11 protein-coding genes and 2 pseudogenes are annotated in these 16,186 nt (G+C 56.8%); 12 read left to right on the plus strand and 1 reads right to left on the minus strand.

Going from position 1 to position 16,186, the window contains the following annotated elements:
• The coding region (locus K5905_RS09435) for a cyclic nucleotide-binding domain-containing protein (RefSeq protein ID WP_297582883.1) at positions 1-580 on the minus strand (580 nt) is incomplete at its 3' end.
• A gap of 244 nt (positions 581-824) precedes the next feature.
• Between K5905_RS09435 and K5905_RS09440 the strand changes: the two genes are divergently transcribed.
• The 12 genes and pseudogenes from K5905_RS09440 to dusA all read left to right on the plus strand — a co-directional run bounded on the left by K5905_RS09440 (position 825) and on the right by dusA (position 16,057).
• Entirely contained in the window at positions 825-2,192 is a 1,368-nt protein-coding gene (locus K5905_RS09440; RefSeq protein WP_297582885.1) for a nitrate/nitrite transporter, read from the plus strand.
• A gap of 104 nt (positions 2,193-2,296) precedes the next feature.
• Positions 2,297-3,649 (plus strand): annotated as a pseudogene (locus K5905_RS09445) (NarK family nitrate/nitrite MFS transporter); the annotation flags it as partial.
• Positions 3,650-3,679: 30 nt separating this feature from the next.
• Positions 3,680-7,441, plus strand: a complete 3,762-nt coding sequence (locus K5905_RS09450; protein ID WP_297582888.1) for a nitrate reductase subunit alpha — start codon at positions 3,680-3,682, stop codon at positions 7,439-7,441.
• On the plus strand, positions 7,438-8,976 hold the full coding sequence (gene narH / locus K5905_RS09455) for a nitrate reductase subunit beta (protein WP_297582890.1): 1,539 nt from the start codon (positions 7,438-7,440) through the stop codon (positions 8,974-8,976). The genes K5905_RS09450 and narH overlap by 4 nt, the downstream gene beginning before the upstream one ends.
• Entirely contained in the window at positions 8,976-9,689 is a 714-nt protein-coding gene (gene narJ, locus K5905_RS09460; RefSeq protein ID WP_297582893.1) for a nitrate reductase molybdenum cofactor assembly chaperone, read from the plus strand. Before narH ends, narJ begins: the two co-directional genes overlap by 1 nt.
• A 12-nt stretch (positions 9,690-9,701) precedes the next feature.
• Positions 9,702-10,421, plus strand: coding sequence for a respiratory nitrate reductase subunit gamma (gene narI, locus K5905_RS09465; protein ID WP_297582896.1), 720 nt, complete (start codon positions 9,702-9,704; stop codon positions 10,419-10,421).
• 4 nt (positions 10,422-10,425) lie between these two features.
• Entirely contained in the window at positions 10,426-11,343 is a 918-nt protein-coding gene (locus tag K5905_RS09470; protein WP_297582898.1) for a peptidylprolyl isomerase, read from the plus strand.
• A 10-nt stretch (positions 11,344-11,353) separates the two neighbouring features.
• On the plus strand, positions 11,354-11,932 hold the full coding sequence (locus K5905_RS09475) for a hemerythrin domain-containing protein (RefSeq protein ID WP_297582900.1): 579 nt from the start codon (positions 11,354-11,356) through the stop codon (positions 11,930-11,932).
• Positions 11,922-12,527: a carbonic anhydrase gene (locus tag K5905_RS09480; protein WP_297582902.1), complete on the plus strand. Its 606-nt coding sequence runs from the start codon at positions 11,922-11,924 to the stop codon at positions 12,525-12,527. The genes K5905_RS09475 and K5905_RS09480 overlap by 11 nt, the downstream gene beginning before the upstream one ends.
• A pseudogene (locus K5905_RS09485) lies at positions 12,520-12,710 on the plus strand (IS6 family transposase); the annotation flags it as partial. The gene K5905_RS09480 and the pseudogene K5905_RS09485, both read left to right, overlap by 8 nt.
• 314 nt (positions 12,711-13,024) lie before the next feature.
• Complete coding sequence (locus K5905_RS09490) at positions 13,025-14,575, plus strand: MFS transporter (RefSeq protein WP_297582904.1); 1,551 nt, start codon at positions 13,025-13,027, stop codon at positions 14,573-14,575.
• A gap of 480 nt (positions 14,576-15,055) precedes the next feature.
• On the plus strand, positions 15,056-16,057 hold the full coding sequence (dusA, locus tag K5905_RS09495) for a tRNA dihydrouridine(20/20a) synthase DusA (RefSeq protein ID WP_297582906.1): 1,002 nt from the start codon (positions 15,056-15,058) through the stop codon (positions 16,055-16,057).
• The last annotated feature ends 129 nt before the right edge of the window (positions 16,058-16,186 follow it).

A 16,186-nucleotide genomic window follows, 5' to 3' on the forward strand; every position in this document is an offset into this window, starting at 1 on the left:
ACGCCCTTGAGAGGTTTTCCGGAGTCATGGCCAGGATCGATGCAAGGCGGCGTTTGTCGTGCGGAAGCGTCAGGTGACCGCTGTTGCCCTGGTCTAGGTTGTACCTGAGCAGGCGATTCGCCAGTCGTTCCACACCGGTGCGCAATTTCAGGTCCTTATGTTCCTTCACAACACCGCGGTAGCAACTCGCCAGTTCAACAATAATGGCCTGCAGGAACGCTTCATCACGATGGAAAGCTCTGCGAACGTTTTCTGAGGGAATCAAAAGCAGTTTTGACCGTTCACAGGTGCGCGCAGACATCAGATAGACCGCGTCCTTGAGTACTGCTGCAAGTATGAATGTCCTGATTGGTGTCACAATGCCCATGGTCGCCGACCGACCGTTGGAATTTGCGTATAATTCCACGGCTCCTTCCAGAACGACGTAAAGAAAGTCTGCCGGCTCACCTTCTTGGATCAGTTCCAGTTGGGCAGGAAAGGTTTGAACATATGCCGCCTGCAAGAGATTCTCGAAGGCGCTTTCACTCATGCTGCGGAAGAGTTTTAAGGCTCTGACCTCCTCAAAATCACCAGTGCGCATGGAACTCTCCTCTTGATATTTATCAAGCTCTCACTTGCCAGGATTACAGGATACGTATGTTGGACGCAATCCGTTTTCTTGCCTTTATTTGAGAGGGGAGTTGATCTCCGTCTTGCAAGGTTTTGTTTCTTCTGGTTCAGCACGCCTGTTTGACAAATATCAACTCCATTTTTTCCGTCACGCGCAATCTGAGCCCACCTTCATCGAAAACACCTCCAAGTGTCCAAAAAAAGAGGCTCTTATCATGCACTCGCTGGAAGGGGTAAATCGCTCGGATCAATACAGAGCGCTCGGCTTAAGTACATTCGCTTTCACGGTGTGTTTTGCCGTCTGGACCATTTTCTCTATCATTGGCGTGAAGATCAAAGGTGAGCTTGGGCTTTCCGATACCCAGTTTGGTCTGCTCGTCGCAACACCGGTTCTGACCGGATCGATCAGCCGGATCTTTCTTGGGGTCTGGACAGAGCAGTTTGGCGGACGCCTGATGTTTCCGCTTCAGATGCTGATCACTGCTATTTGTGTTTGGCTTCTGACCTCGGTACGCACCTACGAGGTGTTCCTGCTTGCCGCACTCGGACTTGGCCTTGCCGGTGGTTCCTTCATCATCGGTGTTGCTTACGTTTCCCAATGGTTCGAGAAAGAAAAACAGGGAACGGCACTCGGCATTTTCGGGGCTGGTAACGTTGGTGCCGCAGTCACCAACTTCGCAGCGCCATTTCTCGTAGTTGCGCTTGGCTGGGAAGGAACCGCTCGTGTTTATGCGGTCGTTCTCGCCATCACCGCGGTCCTGTTTTATGTGTTGTCCAAGGATGATCCTGCACAGGCTGCGCGCAAGAAGACCGGATCCTCCGCGGTATCGACAGCAGATCAGCTGGCACCGCTGAAAAACATCCAGGTCTGGCGCTTTGCAACTTATTACTTCTTCGTCTTCGGCGCCTTCGTCGCGCTCGCCTCGTTCCTGCCGCGCTACTACGTCGGGGCCTATGGTCTTGAACTGACAACAGCCGGTGTGCTGGCCGGTCTCTATTCCCTGCCGGGTTCGGTGTTCCGTGCATTGGGGGGATGGATGTCGGACAAGTGGGGCGCCCGTTTCGTGATGTACTTCACCTTTATCGTCTCGCTGGTCTGTCTCTTCATCATGAGCTACCCGCAAACGAGCTACGCGGTCCAGGGCATCTCCGGAGTGATCAATTTCGAGTTCGGTGTCGGCCTCTCGCTCTTCGTCGCCATCACCGTCGTTCTCGGTTTTGTCATGAGCCTCGGCAAGGCGGCCGTCTACAAGCACATCCCCGTCTATTACCCGCACCACGTGGGTTCTGTCGGCGGTCTCGTCGGCATGATCGGTGGCCTCGGAGGTTTCTTCCTGCCGATTTCGTTCGGCGTTCTCCTGGACGCGACCGGTGTGTGGACAGCGCCTTACATGCTGATGTTCGTTCTGGTCGCGGTCTCGACGGTCTGGATGCACGTGGCCATCCGGCGCATGGAAAAGAGACGTTATCCGGTACTGGGCGGCGAAAAGACGCTCTCGGATCTTCCCGAAATGCCGCTTTCCAAATCGGACGAACAAACTGGTCAGGTCGCCAGTGCCGAGCGCCCCAGCCCGGTCCATTGACCTGACCTGGCGGGCCGTTGCCAACCGGCCCGCCAACCATTCTAGAAATGAGGATCATTCCCATGGCAACCGCTACGGCACAGCCCGGTCAAAAAGGGCACACATTGTTGGACTGGCGTCCAGAAGACCCGGAATTCTGGAAGTCCAGAGGCCAGGCCATCGCCACTCGCAATCTCTGGATTTCCATTCCCTGCCTGCTTCTGGCCTTCTCGGTCTGGATGGTCTGGTCGGTTGTGGTTGCCAAAATGCCGGCGATCGGCTTCGAGTTTTCCGTAGGAGAACGGTTCTGGCTCGCCGCTTTGCCGGGTCTATCGGGCGCGACGCTCCGTATCTTCTACAGTTTCATGGTTCCAATATTCGGTGGCAGGAAGTGGACAGCGCTTTCAACGGCATCGCTTTTGCTGCCGGCACTCGGGATCGGGTTCGCCATCCAGAACCCGGACACGTCCTACATGACGTTTCTTGTTCTTGCACTGATGTGCGGTTTCGGCGGCGGCAACTTTGCGTCTTCCATGGCCAACATCGCCTATTTTTACCCCAAGAAGACCAAGGGTAACGCGCTGGCGCTCAATGCAGGTCTCGGAAACCTGGGCGTTTCGGTCATGCAGTTCGTCGTTCCGCTGGTCATTACCATGGGTGTTTTCGGCGCAATCGGTGGTGAGGCACAGACCTTGAGCGATGGCAGCAAGCTGTGGCTGCAAAATGCCGGTTACATCTGGGTGCCTTTCATCGCGCTTTCCGCGGTCGCCGCCTGGTTCGGCATGAATGACATTGCAAGCGCACGTGCGAGCTTTGCAGAGCAGTCGATCATCTTTTCCCGCAAGCATAACTGGATCATGTGCATCCTTTACACCGGCACATTCGGCAGTTTCATCGGTTACGCCGCCGGTTTCCCGCTGCTCATGAAAACCCAGTTCCCGGACGTCAATGTGCTTCAGTTCGCCTTTCTCGGACCTCTAGTGGGTGCTCTGAGCCGCGCGGCAACCGGTTGGATTTCGGACAAGTTCGGGGGTGGGCGCGTTACCTTCTGGACTTTCCTTGGAATGATTGTCGCGGTTTACGGAGTGCTTCAGTTCCTGCCGGTCGATGGCCAGGGTGGACATTTCTGGGGCTTTTTCACCTGCTTCATGGCTCTGTTTTTCCTGACAGGTGTCGGCAACGCCTCCACATTCCAGATGATCCCGTCAATCATGCGTCAGGAAGTTCCCCGGCTGATGCCGCAACTGGATGATGCGGCAACGCTGAAACAATCGGAACTGGAAAGCTCGGCAATCATTGCCTTCACTTCGGCGATTGCAGCTTATGGCGCCTTTTTCATTCCGAAAGCCTACGGGACCTCGATCTCGATGACCGGTGCGCCGCATGGGGCCTTGTGGGGTTTCCTTGCCTTCTACGTCGCCTGTGTCGCGATCACATGGGCTTTCTACAGCCGTAAAAACGCGCCGGTTCCCTGCTGAGCCGACGCGTCCACGGGAGAGGATTAAAAAATGTCACACTTGCTAGATCGCCTGAATTTCCTGTCGGAGAAGAAGAAGAATGAACCCTTCTCCGATGGGCATGGCGTCACCACGAATGAGAGCAGATCCTGGGAAGACAGTTACCGGAAGCGTTGGCAGCACGACAAGGTCGTTCGCTCCACGCATGGTGCAAACTGCACAGGGTCCTGTTCCTGGAAGATCTACGTCAAAGGCGGAATCGTTACCTGGGAAACCCAGCAAACCGACTATCCGCGGACGCGGCCGGACCTTCCGAACCACGAGCCCAGAGGCTGCGCACGTGGCGCAAGCTATTCCTGGTACATGTATTCCGCCAACCGTGTGAAGCATCCGCTGATCCGGTCGAGGCTGTTGAAACTCTGGCGCAAGGAGAGGGCGGTCAAGACACCGATCGGTGCGTGGACGGCGATCCAGGAAGATCCTGCCAAACGGAAAGACTATACGAAAGTACGCGGGCATGGCGGTTTTGTCCGGGCAACCTGGGACGAAGTCAACGAAATCATCGCCGCAGCCAATGCTTACACGGCAAAGAAGTGGGGTCCGGACCGGGTCATCGGTTTCTCGCCGATCCCTGCCATGTCCATGGTCTCCTACGCTGCCGGCTCCCGTTATCTTTCCTTGCTCGGCGGAACGTGCATGTCGTTCTACGACTGGTATTGCGATCTGCCGCCCGCGTCGCCGATGACCTGGGGCGAGCAGACCGATGTGCCGGAGTCCGCGGACTGGTACAACGCCGGGTTCCTGATGCTGTGGGGATCGAATGTTCCGCAGACCAGAACGCCTGACGCCCACTTCTACAGTGAGGTTCGCTACAAGGGGGCAAAGTCGGTCGTTGTATCGCCTGACTATTCGGAAGCTGCAAAATTCTCCGATATGTGGCTGAACCCGAAGCAGGGCACTGATGCCGCCCTGGCCATGGCCATGGGACATGTCATCCTGCGCGAATACCATCTCGACCGTCAGGCTGAGTATTTTGAGGATTACTGTCGGCGCTACACGGACATGCCGCTGCTCGTTCGGCTTGTATCCAAGGATGGCAACCTCGTTCCCGACAAGCTTGTGCGCGCGTCCGAATTTTCCGACGCATTGGGAGAAGAGAACAATCCCGAATGGAAAACGGTCGGACTTGACCGCAAGACCGGCAAGACGGTTGTACCCAACGGTTCAATTGGCTTCAGGTGGGGCGAAAAGGGCAAATGGAACCTGGAACAGAAAGACAGTACCGGGACTGATGTCGATCTTAAGATGAGTCTCATCCTGGATGAGGATCACGATGAAATCGCGTCCGTCGCGTTTCCTTATTTCGGCAATCGGGAACACGATTATTTCGAAGGAACGGACCATGACAGCGTACTCGTTCGGTCCGTCCCGGCAAAGAAAGTTAAGTTGAGCGACGGTGAAGCGCTGGTTGCGACTGTGTTCGACCTCTTTGTGGCAAACTACGGTTTGAACCGAGGGCTCGAAGATGCCAACTCGGCCACCTCGTATGACGAAAATCTGCCCTACACACCTGCCTGGGCAGAGAAAATCACAGGTGTCCCGCGCGACCGCATCATAACCGTCGCACGTGAATTTGCGACCAATGCTGAAAAGACAAATGGCCGTTCCATGGTCATTCTCGGTGCCGGGCTCAATCACTGGTACCACATGGACATGAACTATCGGGGGATCATCAATCTCCTTGTCATGTGCGGTTGTATCGGTCAGTCCGGTGGTGGCTGGAGTCACTATGTCGGCCAGGAAAAACTGCGTCCGCAAACCGGCTGGCAGCCTCTGGCATTCGGTCTGGACTGGGCACGTCCGCCCCGTCACATGAACTCCACATCCTTCTTCTACGCGCATACCGACCAGTGGCGCTACGAAACACTGAAGGTGGATGAAATCCTGTCGCCAACCGCGCCGGAAGGTGACTGGGATGCTGCAATCATCGACTACAACATCAAGGCGGAAAGGATGGGCTGGCTTCCCTCCGCTCCGCAGCTCAAGACCAACCCGCTGGAAATTTCCAAAGCCGCTGAAACAGCAGGTGTGGAAGCGAAGGACTATGTTGCAAACGCCCTGAAATCCGGCGATCTGCAAATGTCCTGCGAGGATCCGGACGACGAGCACAACTGGCCGCGCAACATGTTTGTCTGGCGCTCGAACCTTCTGGGATCATCCGGCAAGGGGCACGAATACTTCCTCAAGCACCTGCTTGGAACGCAGCATGGCGTGATGGGCAAGGACCTGGGCGAAGAAGGCCTGGCGCGGTCCAAGGAAGTCAAGTGGCACGACAAGGCTCCGGAAGGTAAGCTTGACCTTCTGGTCACGCTCGACTTCCGCATGTCAACCACATGTGTCTACTCCGATATCGTTCTGCCGACCGCCACCTGGTACGAAAAGAACGATCTCAACACATCGGACATGCACCCATTCATCCACCCATTGACCAGCGCTGCGGACCCGGCATGGGACGCCAGGAGCGATTGGGACATCTTCAAGGGAATTGCGAAGAAATTCTCGGAAGTTGCTCCCGAAGTCCTGGGTGTTGAAAAGGACGTTGTCATGCTGCCGATCCTGCATGACACCGCCAGCGAGCTCGCTCAGCCGCTTGACGTCAAGGAGTGGAAGAAAGGCGAAGTCGAGCCATTGCCAGGCAAAACCATGCCGACAGTGGCTGTCGTCGAACGCGACTACCCCAATCTTTACAAGCGGTTCACGGCTCTTGGGCCTTTGATGGACAAGCTGGGTAATGGTGGCAAGGGCATCAGCTGGAACACCGAGCACGAAGTCGAAATTCTTGGCGGTTTGAACGGTGTGGTTACCGAGGACGGCCCGACCAAGGGGCGGCCGAAGATTGAAAGCGACATCGACGCGACCGAAGTCATCCTGACGCTTGCACCGGAAACCAACGGCGAAGTTGCCGTCAAGGCCTGGGATGCCCTGTCCAAGTTCACCGGACTTGATCATACGCATCTGGCGATCCCGAAAGAGGATGAAAAAATCCGGTTCCGGGACGTTGTCTCGCAGCCGCGGAAAATCATCTCTTCACCGACCTGGTCGGGTCTGGAATCCGAGAAGGTCTGCTACAACGCCGGTTACACCAACGTCCATGAACTCATCCCGTGGCGTACGCTGTCCGGCCGCCAGCAGCTTTATCAGGATCACCTGTGGATGCGGGCCTTCGGCGAAGGCTTCTGCCTCTATCGTCCGCCGATCGACACCAAAACGATCAATCCTGCGATCGAAGCCAAATCGGACGGTCAGAAGCATGTGGTGCTGAACTTCATCACACCGCACCAGAAATGGGGCATTCACTCCACCTATTCAGACAACCTGCTGATGTTGACCCTGAACCGTGGTGGCCCTGTTGTTTGGATCTCCGAGAACGACGCCGCGACTGCCGGTCTTGTCGATAACGACTGGGTCGAAGTCTACAACGTCAACGGTGCAATCGTTGCCCGCGCGGTCGTTTCGCAGCGCATGAAAGATGGCACCATCTTCATGTACCACGCTCAGGAAAAGATCGTGAACACACCGGGCTCGCAGCTCACCGGGCAGCGAGGCGGCATTCACAACTCTGTAACCAGGGCAATCACCAAGCCGACCCACATGATCGGCGGCTATGCCCAGCAATCCTATGGTTTCAACTACTACGGCACTGTCGGCGCCAACCGCGATGAATTCGTGGTGGTGCGCAAACTTCCGAAAGTCGACTGGATGGAAGGCCCGTATCAGGAACCGGCAGCTGACAACAAGGAGGCGGCAGAATGAAAATCCGCGCTCAAATCGGCATGGTGCTGAACCTCGATAAATGCATCGGGTGCCACACTTGTTCCGTCACATGTAAGAACGTCTGGACGAACCGCGAGGGCGTCGAGTACGCCTGGTTCAACAACGTTGAAACCAAGCCCGGCGTTGGTTACCCAAAGGAGTGGGAGAACCAGAAGAAATGGAACGGCGGCTGGGTTCGCAAGGGCAATGGCAAGATCCAGCCGAAGATGGGCCCCAAGTGGCGCATCCTGGCGAACATTTTCGCCAACCCGGATCTGCCGGAAATCGACGACTACTACGAGCCGTTCGACTTTGATTACGGGCACTTGCAGACGTCCGGTGAATGTCAGGCATCACCGACGGCCCGCCCGCGTTCACTCATCTCCGGTGAGCGGATGGAGAAGATCGAATGGGGTCCCAACTGGGAGGAAATCCTGGGCGGTGAGTTCTCCAAGCGGTCCAAGGATGCGAACTTCGAAGGTGTCCAGAAAGACATCTATGGACAGTTCGAAAACACGTTCATGATGTATCTGCCGCGCCTGTGCGAGCATTGCCTAAATCCGGCATGCGTGGCGTCGTGTCCGTCCGGTGCCATCTACAAGCGTGATGACGACGGCATTGTTCTGATCGATCAGGAAAAATGTCGTGGCTGGCGGATGTGTGTGTCCGGTTGCCCGTACAAGAAGATCTACTACAACTGGTCTTCGGGAAAATCCGAGAAATGCGTTTTCTGCTATCCGCGCATCGAAGCCGGACAGCCAACGGTCTGTTCCGAAACCTGTGTCGGGCGCATCCGCTACCTCGGCGTGATCCTTTACGATGCCGACCGCATCGAGGAAGCGGCGGCTTCTTACGACGAGCAGGATCTTTACGAAAAGCAGCTTGAGATCTTCCTGGATCCGAACGATCCCAAAGTGATCGAGCAGGCCCGCAAGGACGGCGTGCCGGAAGCCTGGCTGGAGGCCGCAAAGGACTCCCCGGTCTATAAGATGGCAATCGACTGGAAAGTGGCGTTCCCGCTGCATCCTGAATACCGCACATTGCCGATGGTCTGGTACATCCCGCCGCTGTCACCGATCCAGTCTGCCGCGGAAGCCGGTAAAATCGGTGTCGATGGCGCGATGCCGGACGTTCGCTCCATGCGTATCCCGGTCAAATATCTTGCGAACCTGCTAACGGCAGGCAAGGAAGAGCCGGTCGTGTCCGGGCTTGAACGGATGCTGGGCATGCGCGCCTACATGCGGTCAAAAACCGTGGAAGGCGTCGTGGACGAGACCATCGCCGAGCGCGTTGGAATGACGGGCCAGATGATCGAAGAGATGTATCAGGTCATGGCAATCGCCAACTATGAAGACCGTTTCGTCATCCCCACGAGCCACCGCGAGATCGGTGAAGACGCCTATGACGTCCGCGGGTCCTGCGGCTTTTCATTCGGCAATGGCTGTTCCGGCGGCGCGAGCGAGAACGACTTGTTCGGTGCCAAGCGCACAAAGACGGTCCAGACACCGACCGATATCTTCAAGGAGCGCGCGTGATGAACAGGATTTACAAGGTCGTTTCGCTGGCTCTTTCCTATCCGTCGGCAGAACTCAAGGCCGCTGTGCCTGAATTGATTGCGGTGGTCAACGGGGAAAAGAAACTGGGTAACAGGGCGCGGACACTTCTGTCCGCGCTGCTGGAAGATCTGGGAAATCGGGATCTTTACGATGCTCAGGAGCGCTATGTCAGCCTGTTCGACAGAAGCCGGACTTTGTCTTTGCACCTGTTCGAGCATGTCCACGGCGAAAGCCGTGATCGCGGACAGGCCATGGTCGACCTCATGGCAACCTATGAAGAGGGTGGATTTGAGATCGGGGCGCGTGAATTGCCTGACTACCTGCCGCTCTTTCTTGAGTATCTGTCCAGGCGGCCGGAAAAGGAGGCCGCGGAATTGCTCGGCCAGACCGCACATATTCTTGCTGCCCTCAAGGAGCGCCTGCGCAAGCGCAAGTCCATCTATAAAAACGCCTTTGCGGTTCTGGAAAGTCTTGCACTGGGAAAGCCGGACCGGACCCTGCTGAAGGAACTGCTCGACCAGCCTGAAGACGACCCGAACGACCTCGACGCTCTGGACAAGATCTGGGAGGAGGAAGCCGTCACTTTCGGTGGCAATGCCGGTGAAAATGCATGCGGTCCAGATCGCCTGCAACGACAGCTTCGCGCCCACAGCCGCAAGCCGGTCGATCCAGCGCAACAACAAACTCACTAAGGAGGAACTGTCATGTCTGGTTACCTCAACACACTTCTGTTCGGGATCTACCCGTATATCGCTTTGGCAGTTCTGTTCCTGGGCACGATTGTGCGCTACGACCGCGAACCGTACACTTGGCGATCCGGCTCCAGCCAGCTTTTAAGGCGCAAGCAACTCGTCATCGGTTCTGTCCTGTTCCACGTCGGCGTGCTTGTGATCTTCTTCGGCCACCTGGTCGGCCTGCTGACCCCGATCGTCATCTTTGACGCTCTCGGAATCAGTCATGGGGCAAAGCAGTTGCTGGCGATCATTGCCGGCGGCATAGCCGGCATCATGGCGATTGTCGGGGCCACAATGCTCATCCATAGGCGGCTCTACGATCCGCGCGTCCGGGCGGCTTCAAGCACCTCGGACACGATGATCATCATTCTGCTTTGGATTCAGCTTCTGCTGGGCCTCATGACCATTCCGGTTTCGCTTATGCATCTCGACGGCCATGAGATGGTGAATTTCATGAGCTGGGCGCAAGGGATCTTCACCTTCAATCCGGAAGCTGCGACCTACGTTGCGAATGTCTCGATCATCTTCAAACTTCATCTGGTTCTTGGGTTGACGATCCTGTTGCTGTTCCCGTTCACACGCCTGGTGCACATGTTGAGCGCTCCGGTTCGCTATCTGTGGCGCCCGGGCTATCAAATTGTCCGCGCACGTGAGCCAAGATCCTCAACAGTTCGCCTGCCGTCGGAGTGAGACAATGGCAACGATCTATCAAAACCCGTCCTTGAAGGAGCACCCGGTTCAGCCGGGTGCTCAGGAAACCGGCTACACCAAATACGTGGAGCCCGATACGACCGTTCCACCAAAGGCAAAACCGGTCACCCGGGAGGTTTCCGTAAACGGCGTAGTCGTCCCGGAGGAGATCATCCTGGCCGAAGCGCAGAACCATCCGGCTGACACGCCAGGCGAAGCAGTCAGGCTGGCGGTAAAGGCCTTGGTCGTGCGTGAGCTGCTCGTTCAGGAAGCCAGGCGACGTAATGTTTCAGCCGAACCCGAGCTTGATCAAGACGGACGAAGTGAAACCGAAGAAGATGCGCTCATCCGTGCCCTGACGGATCAGGAGATCAACGTTCCGAAAGCTTCTGAAGAAGAATGTAGACGGTACTATGAATTGAACCGGGAAAAGTTCACCACCGGTCCTCTCTTTGAAGCGCGTCATATATTGCTGGCCGCCCGCTCGGACGACAGCGATGCCAGGCAGAAGGCGTTTGACCGGGGCAGGGAGTTTTGCAATCTCCTTGCAAATGACCCGTCGGTGTTTTCGGAACTGGCTGCGGCCTATTCGGCCTGCTCATCCAAGGACGAAGGTGGAAGGTTGGGCCAGGTTGCTCGTGGAGAAACGGTTCCGGCCTTTGAAAGCGCACTGGAAGCTCTCCATGAGGGTGAGATCGTTTCGGAACCGGTGGAAACGGAATTCGGCTTCCACGTAATTGTGCTCGACCGGCGAATTGAGGGCAGGGAAATTCCCTTCGAACACGCCCGCGAGCGGATTGCGGCCTGGCTGGAAGCGTCCAGCTGGACAAAGGCAGTGGCACAATACATCGCGATCCTGTCCGCGGACGCCGAAATCTCCGGAATAAGCATGGACGCAGCCGACGGACCGCTCGTTCAATAGGGGGCGCCGCATGGACAAGCATGAGGAGCAAAGGGTGTTGGCGATTGGCGCCCTTTTGGATGGGCCGCCGGCCTCTTTGTTTTCTGAACCGATTGAATATATTTTTGCCGATCATTTTCGGCAGCGAAGCCTGTGTTCCGTGCTGGAACAAATTGCTGACCAAACCGTCGTCGACCATGAAATGGCGAGCGCGGCGCTAACGTTCCTTGAGGTCGATTTCGAACTTCATGTAATCGATGAGGAAGAAGACTTGTTTCCGTTGCTGCGGAGGCGTGCAAGGCCCGAAGACGCAATTGAAAACATACTTGGCACCTTGAGCCAGGACCATGCGTTGGATCAGTTCGAAGCAGAAACCATCATGGATGTTTTGACCCGGCTCACGTCGAATGCGCAGGAAACATGTACCGAAAAGGAGGCGGGCCGCTTTAAGAATTTTGCATCCAATGAAAAGCGCCATCTCATATGTGAAAACGCCATTGTCCTGCCGCTTGCGCGTAAGCGCCTGACTTCCGTGGATTTGAAAAATCTCGGGCGTCGCATGGCGGCAAGGCGAGGCATCATCTTCCGGGGAGTGAACAATGCTCACTGATCTGCTCGACCAGAATCTGGAATGGGCGAGGCAAAAACGACAGGAAGATCCGAACTACTTCAAGCGTCTTTCCGAACAGCAGCAGCCGGACTACCTATGGATAGGCTGCTCGGACAGCCGCGTACCGGCGAACGTGATCACCGGCCTTGCTCCGGGAGAGGTATTTGTCCACCGCAACGTTGCAAATCTCGTGCATCGGGGCGATCTGAACCTGCTGTCGGTTTTGGAGTTTGCAGTGGAGAGCCTGGGAGTGCGCCATATCATCGTATGCGGTCACTACGGATGTGGTGGCATAAAGGCCGCGATGGATGGTCACCGTCATGGTATCGTTGATCACTGGCTTCAGCCGATCCGTGATGTTGCCGACCAAAATCGCAAGGATCTCGATACGATTGTCGATCCGGGAACGCGTATCAACCGGCTGTGCGAGTTGTCCATAGCTGCGCAGGTGGATGCCCTTGGCCGCACACCCATCATCCAGTCGGCTTGGCAACGGGGCAAGGAACTGTCTATTCATGGCTGGGTTTATGGTTTAAGCGACGGGTTAATCCGGGATCTGGATTGTAACCGGGTCGGTTCCGCAATGGGATCTTGAACAGATAATGGCTGAGCGCGGCGTGCGAATTGATCACGTCACGATCTACCACCGGTTCAGATTTATGCCCCTGAGATGTAAAAACGGCTGCACTGGCAACGGCTCCGACCGGTCTCGGGCAGCTGGCGAGTTTATGAAGCCTGCATCAAGGTTCGCGGTTCGTGGGAATACTGTTACGGGGCCATGAGGTGCTCTCCGGCGTATGCCCGCTTTGTATCAGGCGGACAAGACGCTCTCGACCCAAAGGCGTCAATCAGGAATTGTTCTGAATGTTCATTCCGGTGCTCCGGGAGGATTGAAGTTTGGTAACTCCAGTCTCCTCGGTAAACCCCGAATGGACAACCTGTTGAAAGCTCACATTTAGGAATTAACCGGCATCATCGGAATGAGGTTGGCAATCGCCCCCAACCCTGCAATGATTCTGCGATGTTGGGGAATCAGTTTCAACCCGTGATAGGTGCTGCCGAATTTGGACGGTGTGCGCCCGGAGGCGACGCATGACGGCGGACGGGGAGGGCGGCGACCACGTGCCCGTGCTGGCGTGGACCGCCACGCTGCTGTGCGGTCTGGCGGTCGCCTATAACAGCGGTGCCGTAATGGCTGCGGCCCCGTTCATGAAGATCGATCTCGATCTGGACAGCAACACCCTGCAATGGGTGATGATCTCCTACATGCTTGTTGCCACGGTGCTGGTCGGGGTGATGGGTGGTTTCTCCGACATTTTCGGACGACTCAGACTGCTGATGGTCGGTGCGGTCATGTTTTCGCTCGGGTCCGTGATCTGCCTGATTGCCGACAGCGGCGCCATGGTCATTGCCGGCAGATCGGTGCAGGCGGTGGGCGGTGCCGGTATCTTCGGCACCGGCGTCGCGGTACTCACCGTGGCCACGCCCGAGCGGTTGCGGACGCTTGCCCTCGGCCTCTGGTCGGCGGCCGTGGCGCTGGGCCTGGGAATAGGGCCGTTGATCGGCGGCATGCTGACCGATTTGTTCGACTGGCGGGCGATCTTCGCTTTTGACATCGTGCTGTTGGCCGCGGGGTTCTTCGCCTGCCTGCTGGTCGCCCGGGCGCATCTTGTATCCGAAGAAACGGCACCCCGGACGAAAACCGACTATGCGGGCGCCGCGTTCATGATGGCGTCGTTGGGCGCTCTCACCCTGGCACTCAGCCGCGGCCCGGAAAGCGGCTGGGGATCGCCGGAAATCGTGTCTCTGCTGATCGGTTCGGTGGTTGCTGGCGCCGGCTTCTTCTGGCGCGAAATGCGAGTCGAAAAACCGATGTTCGCCCTGCGCTTCTTTCGCCGGTCGAGCTATGTGGTGGCAGCGGCGGGGACCTTCATCTCCGGATTCGCCATGTTCGGACTGATCTACTATTTCAACCAGTTCGTGCAGTCTCCCGAGGGGCTGCGCTACTCCGCCCTGGCCAGCGGTGCCGCACTGTTGCCCTGCACGATGCTGTTCTTCGTCGGCTCGATCGCTCTGCCACGCCTTCTCGCCGACGCCGATCTGCGCTGGCCGACAACCCTGGGCATGGTGCTGATGGCTGCCGGTTTCTGGCTGCTGCGCGATTTGTCGGCAGATGTGTCCTATGCCGACATGTGGTGGAAACTCGGCCTGATCGGTCTCGGCCTCGGTCTGACCTTCGGGCTGCTGCCGAGAGTCGGCATGCGCGATCTCCCCGACAGTGATACCGGGCAGGGTTCCGGCGTCATCAATGTCTGCCTCTATGTCGGCTTCACCTTCGGCATCGCCGCCTGCGGCGTGGCGGTCGTGGCGATCCGGCACACCGCCGTCACGACAACAATCTCCGGTTTGTCTTCAGGACCCGTGGACCGCACCGGCGCCATCCATGATCTGGTGCACGGATCGAATTCAGCCGTCGCCAAGGTGTTGCAGGCCTTTACCGACAGTGACGCCGCACAGCTTCGGGCTGCATTGGGCCAGGCGCTTGAACACGGCTTTGAAGGCGTTGTCACCATCCTGGCCTTCACATCGGCTATTGGCGCGGTTCTTTGCGCGGTGCTGCAGCGAAAATCGCGAGCGGCTTGACCGGCACCTTCACGGGAACGACATCGCCCATACTCGATGAGACGCTCGCGATGCAGTTTGTCGAAGGGTGTTTGACCGAGTTTCGTCTTTAGCATTTTCAAAGAAAAAGCCTTTGAGCGTCTGAGCGGTTTATTGATTTCGTGCATATCGGCAATGTGAATGTCGATCAGGTCACTGATGGTTGATACATTGGCGACGCCCTGTGTCGCTACGCTTTCACCGCGATCAATACGTCGCTCAGTTTCAAGCGCCCACTGCTCGGCATCTTTGCAGCGTCGGAATGTATCCGATTTATAGACGCCCTTGCGACGAACCACAGTGCGCCAATTACCAGATGAGAGCTTTTTAAAAGTGGCCAATTTTGCTATCCAGCGTGTGCACTATGTGTACACCAAGAGATCAAGAAGACTTCGAAAGTGTGCATTTTCGTCCTATCTGGACTGCATATGTTCGATCCTGGTTCCTTGAAAAAAAAGAAAAATGAATAAATATCAAGAACATAAGTTTGCGGTCGCGCCTATGATGGAGTGGACGGACAGGCATTGCCGGGTGTTTCACCGGCAGCTGTCGCGGCATGCGCTGCTCTATACCGAGATGGTAACAACCGGGGCGGTAATCCACGGAGACCGGCAACATTTGATCGGATTTTCCGAGCTTGAGCATCCCATCGCCTGCCAGCTCGGTGGATCAGATCCGAAGGACATGGCGGAGGCAGCCAGGATCGTGGCCGGGTTCGGCTATGACGAGGTCAATATCAATGTCGGCTGTCCCTCCGACCGGGTGCAGTCGGGCAGTTTCGGGGCTTGCCTGATGCAGGAGCCCGAGCTTGTGGCGGCTTGTGTTGTGGAAATGAAGAACGCGGTCGACATTCCGGTGACCGTCAAATGCCGGCTCGGCGTTGACGAACAGGACCCGGAAGTGGCGCTGGACGCGATGGCCGATGCGGTATTTGCGGCAGAAGCCGATGCGCTCTGGGTGCATGCCCGCAAAGCATGGCTCAAGGGATTGAGCCCGAAGGAAAACAGGGACATTCCACCTCTGGACTATGACCGTGTCGTGCGTTTGAAAAATCGGTTTCCGGACAGGTTCATTGGTCTCAATGGCGGATTGCAGACGCTGGATCAGGCAGAACCCTATCTTGAGACACTGGACGGACTGATGTTCGGCCGGGCGGCTTATCATACGCCGCAGATCATGGGCGAAGTAGATCGTCGTCTTTATGGCGCCGACACGGCGGATGTGACGCCGTGGCAAGCTGTCAAAGCCCATATGGTCTATATGGACGACCAGCTGTCAAAGGGTGTCAAGCTGGCGCATATGACCCGACACATGCTGGGTTTGTTCCATGGCCGTCCAGGGGCACGTTCCTGGCGGCGCATTCTGACGGTTGAGGCGATCAAACCCGGGGCAGGTGTGGAAGTTGTCGAAAAGGCGCTGGCCGCCGTCAGCCCGACGGATCTCGATCTGGAAGCGGCAGAATAATCAGGCCAGAAATCTGGCAAGCCATATCAGGGTGTGATGATCAGTTTGTCGCCTTCGATCCGCCAGCTTCTGAGTCGATCCAGTGCGGTCAACCCCAACAGATTGCCTTCCAGTGCGTTTTCGCGGGCA

The organism is Roseibium sp., from assembly GCF_025698965.1.
Taxonomy (GTDB): Bacteria; Pseudomonadota; Alphaproteobacteria; order Rhizobiales; family Stappiaceae; genus Roseibium.

Excerpts from the sequence above, each read along its gene's own strand:
- K5905_RS09440 (WP_297582885.1), top strand. The coding sequence starts at position 825 with ATGCACTCGCTGGAAGGGGTAAATCGCTCGGATCAATACAGAGCGCTC.
- K5905_RS09450 (WP_297582888.1), top strand. The coding sequence starts at position 3,680 with ATGTCACACTTGCTAGATCGCCTGAATTTCCTGTCGGAGAAGAAGAAG.
- narH (WP_297582890.1), top strand. The coding sequence starts at position 7,438 with ATGAAAATCCGCGCTCAAATCGGCATGGTGCTGAACCTCGATAAATGC.
- narJ (WP_297582893.1), top strand. The coding sequence starts at position 8,976 with ATGAACAGGATTTACAAGGTCGTTTCGCTGGCTCTTTCCTATCCGTCG.
- narI (WP_297582896.1), top strand. The coding sequence starts at position 9,702 with ATGTCTGGTTACCTCAACACACTTCTGTTCGGGATCTACCCGTATATC.
- K5905_RS09470 (WP_297582898.1), top strand. The coding sequence starts at position 10,426 with ATGGCAACGATCTATCAAAACCCGTCCTTGAAGGAGCACCCGGTTCAG.
- K5905_RS09475 (WP_297582900.1), top strand. The coding sequence starts at position 11,354 with ATGGACAAGCATGAGGAGCAAAGGGTGTTGGCGATTGGCGCCCTTTTG.
- K5905_RS09480 (WP_297582902.1), top strand. The coding sequence starts at position 11,922 with ATGCTCACTGATCTGCTCGACCAGAATCTGGAATGGGCGAGGCAAAAA.
- K5905_RS09490 (WP_297582904.1), top strand. The coding sequence starts at position 13,025 with ATGACGGCGGACGGGGAGGGCGGCGACCACGTGCCCGTGCTGGCGTGG.
- dusA (WP_297582906.1), top strand. The coding sequence starts at position 15,056 with ATGAATAAATATCAAGAACATAAGTTTGCGGTCGCGCCTATGATGGAG.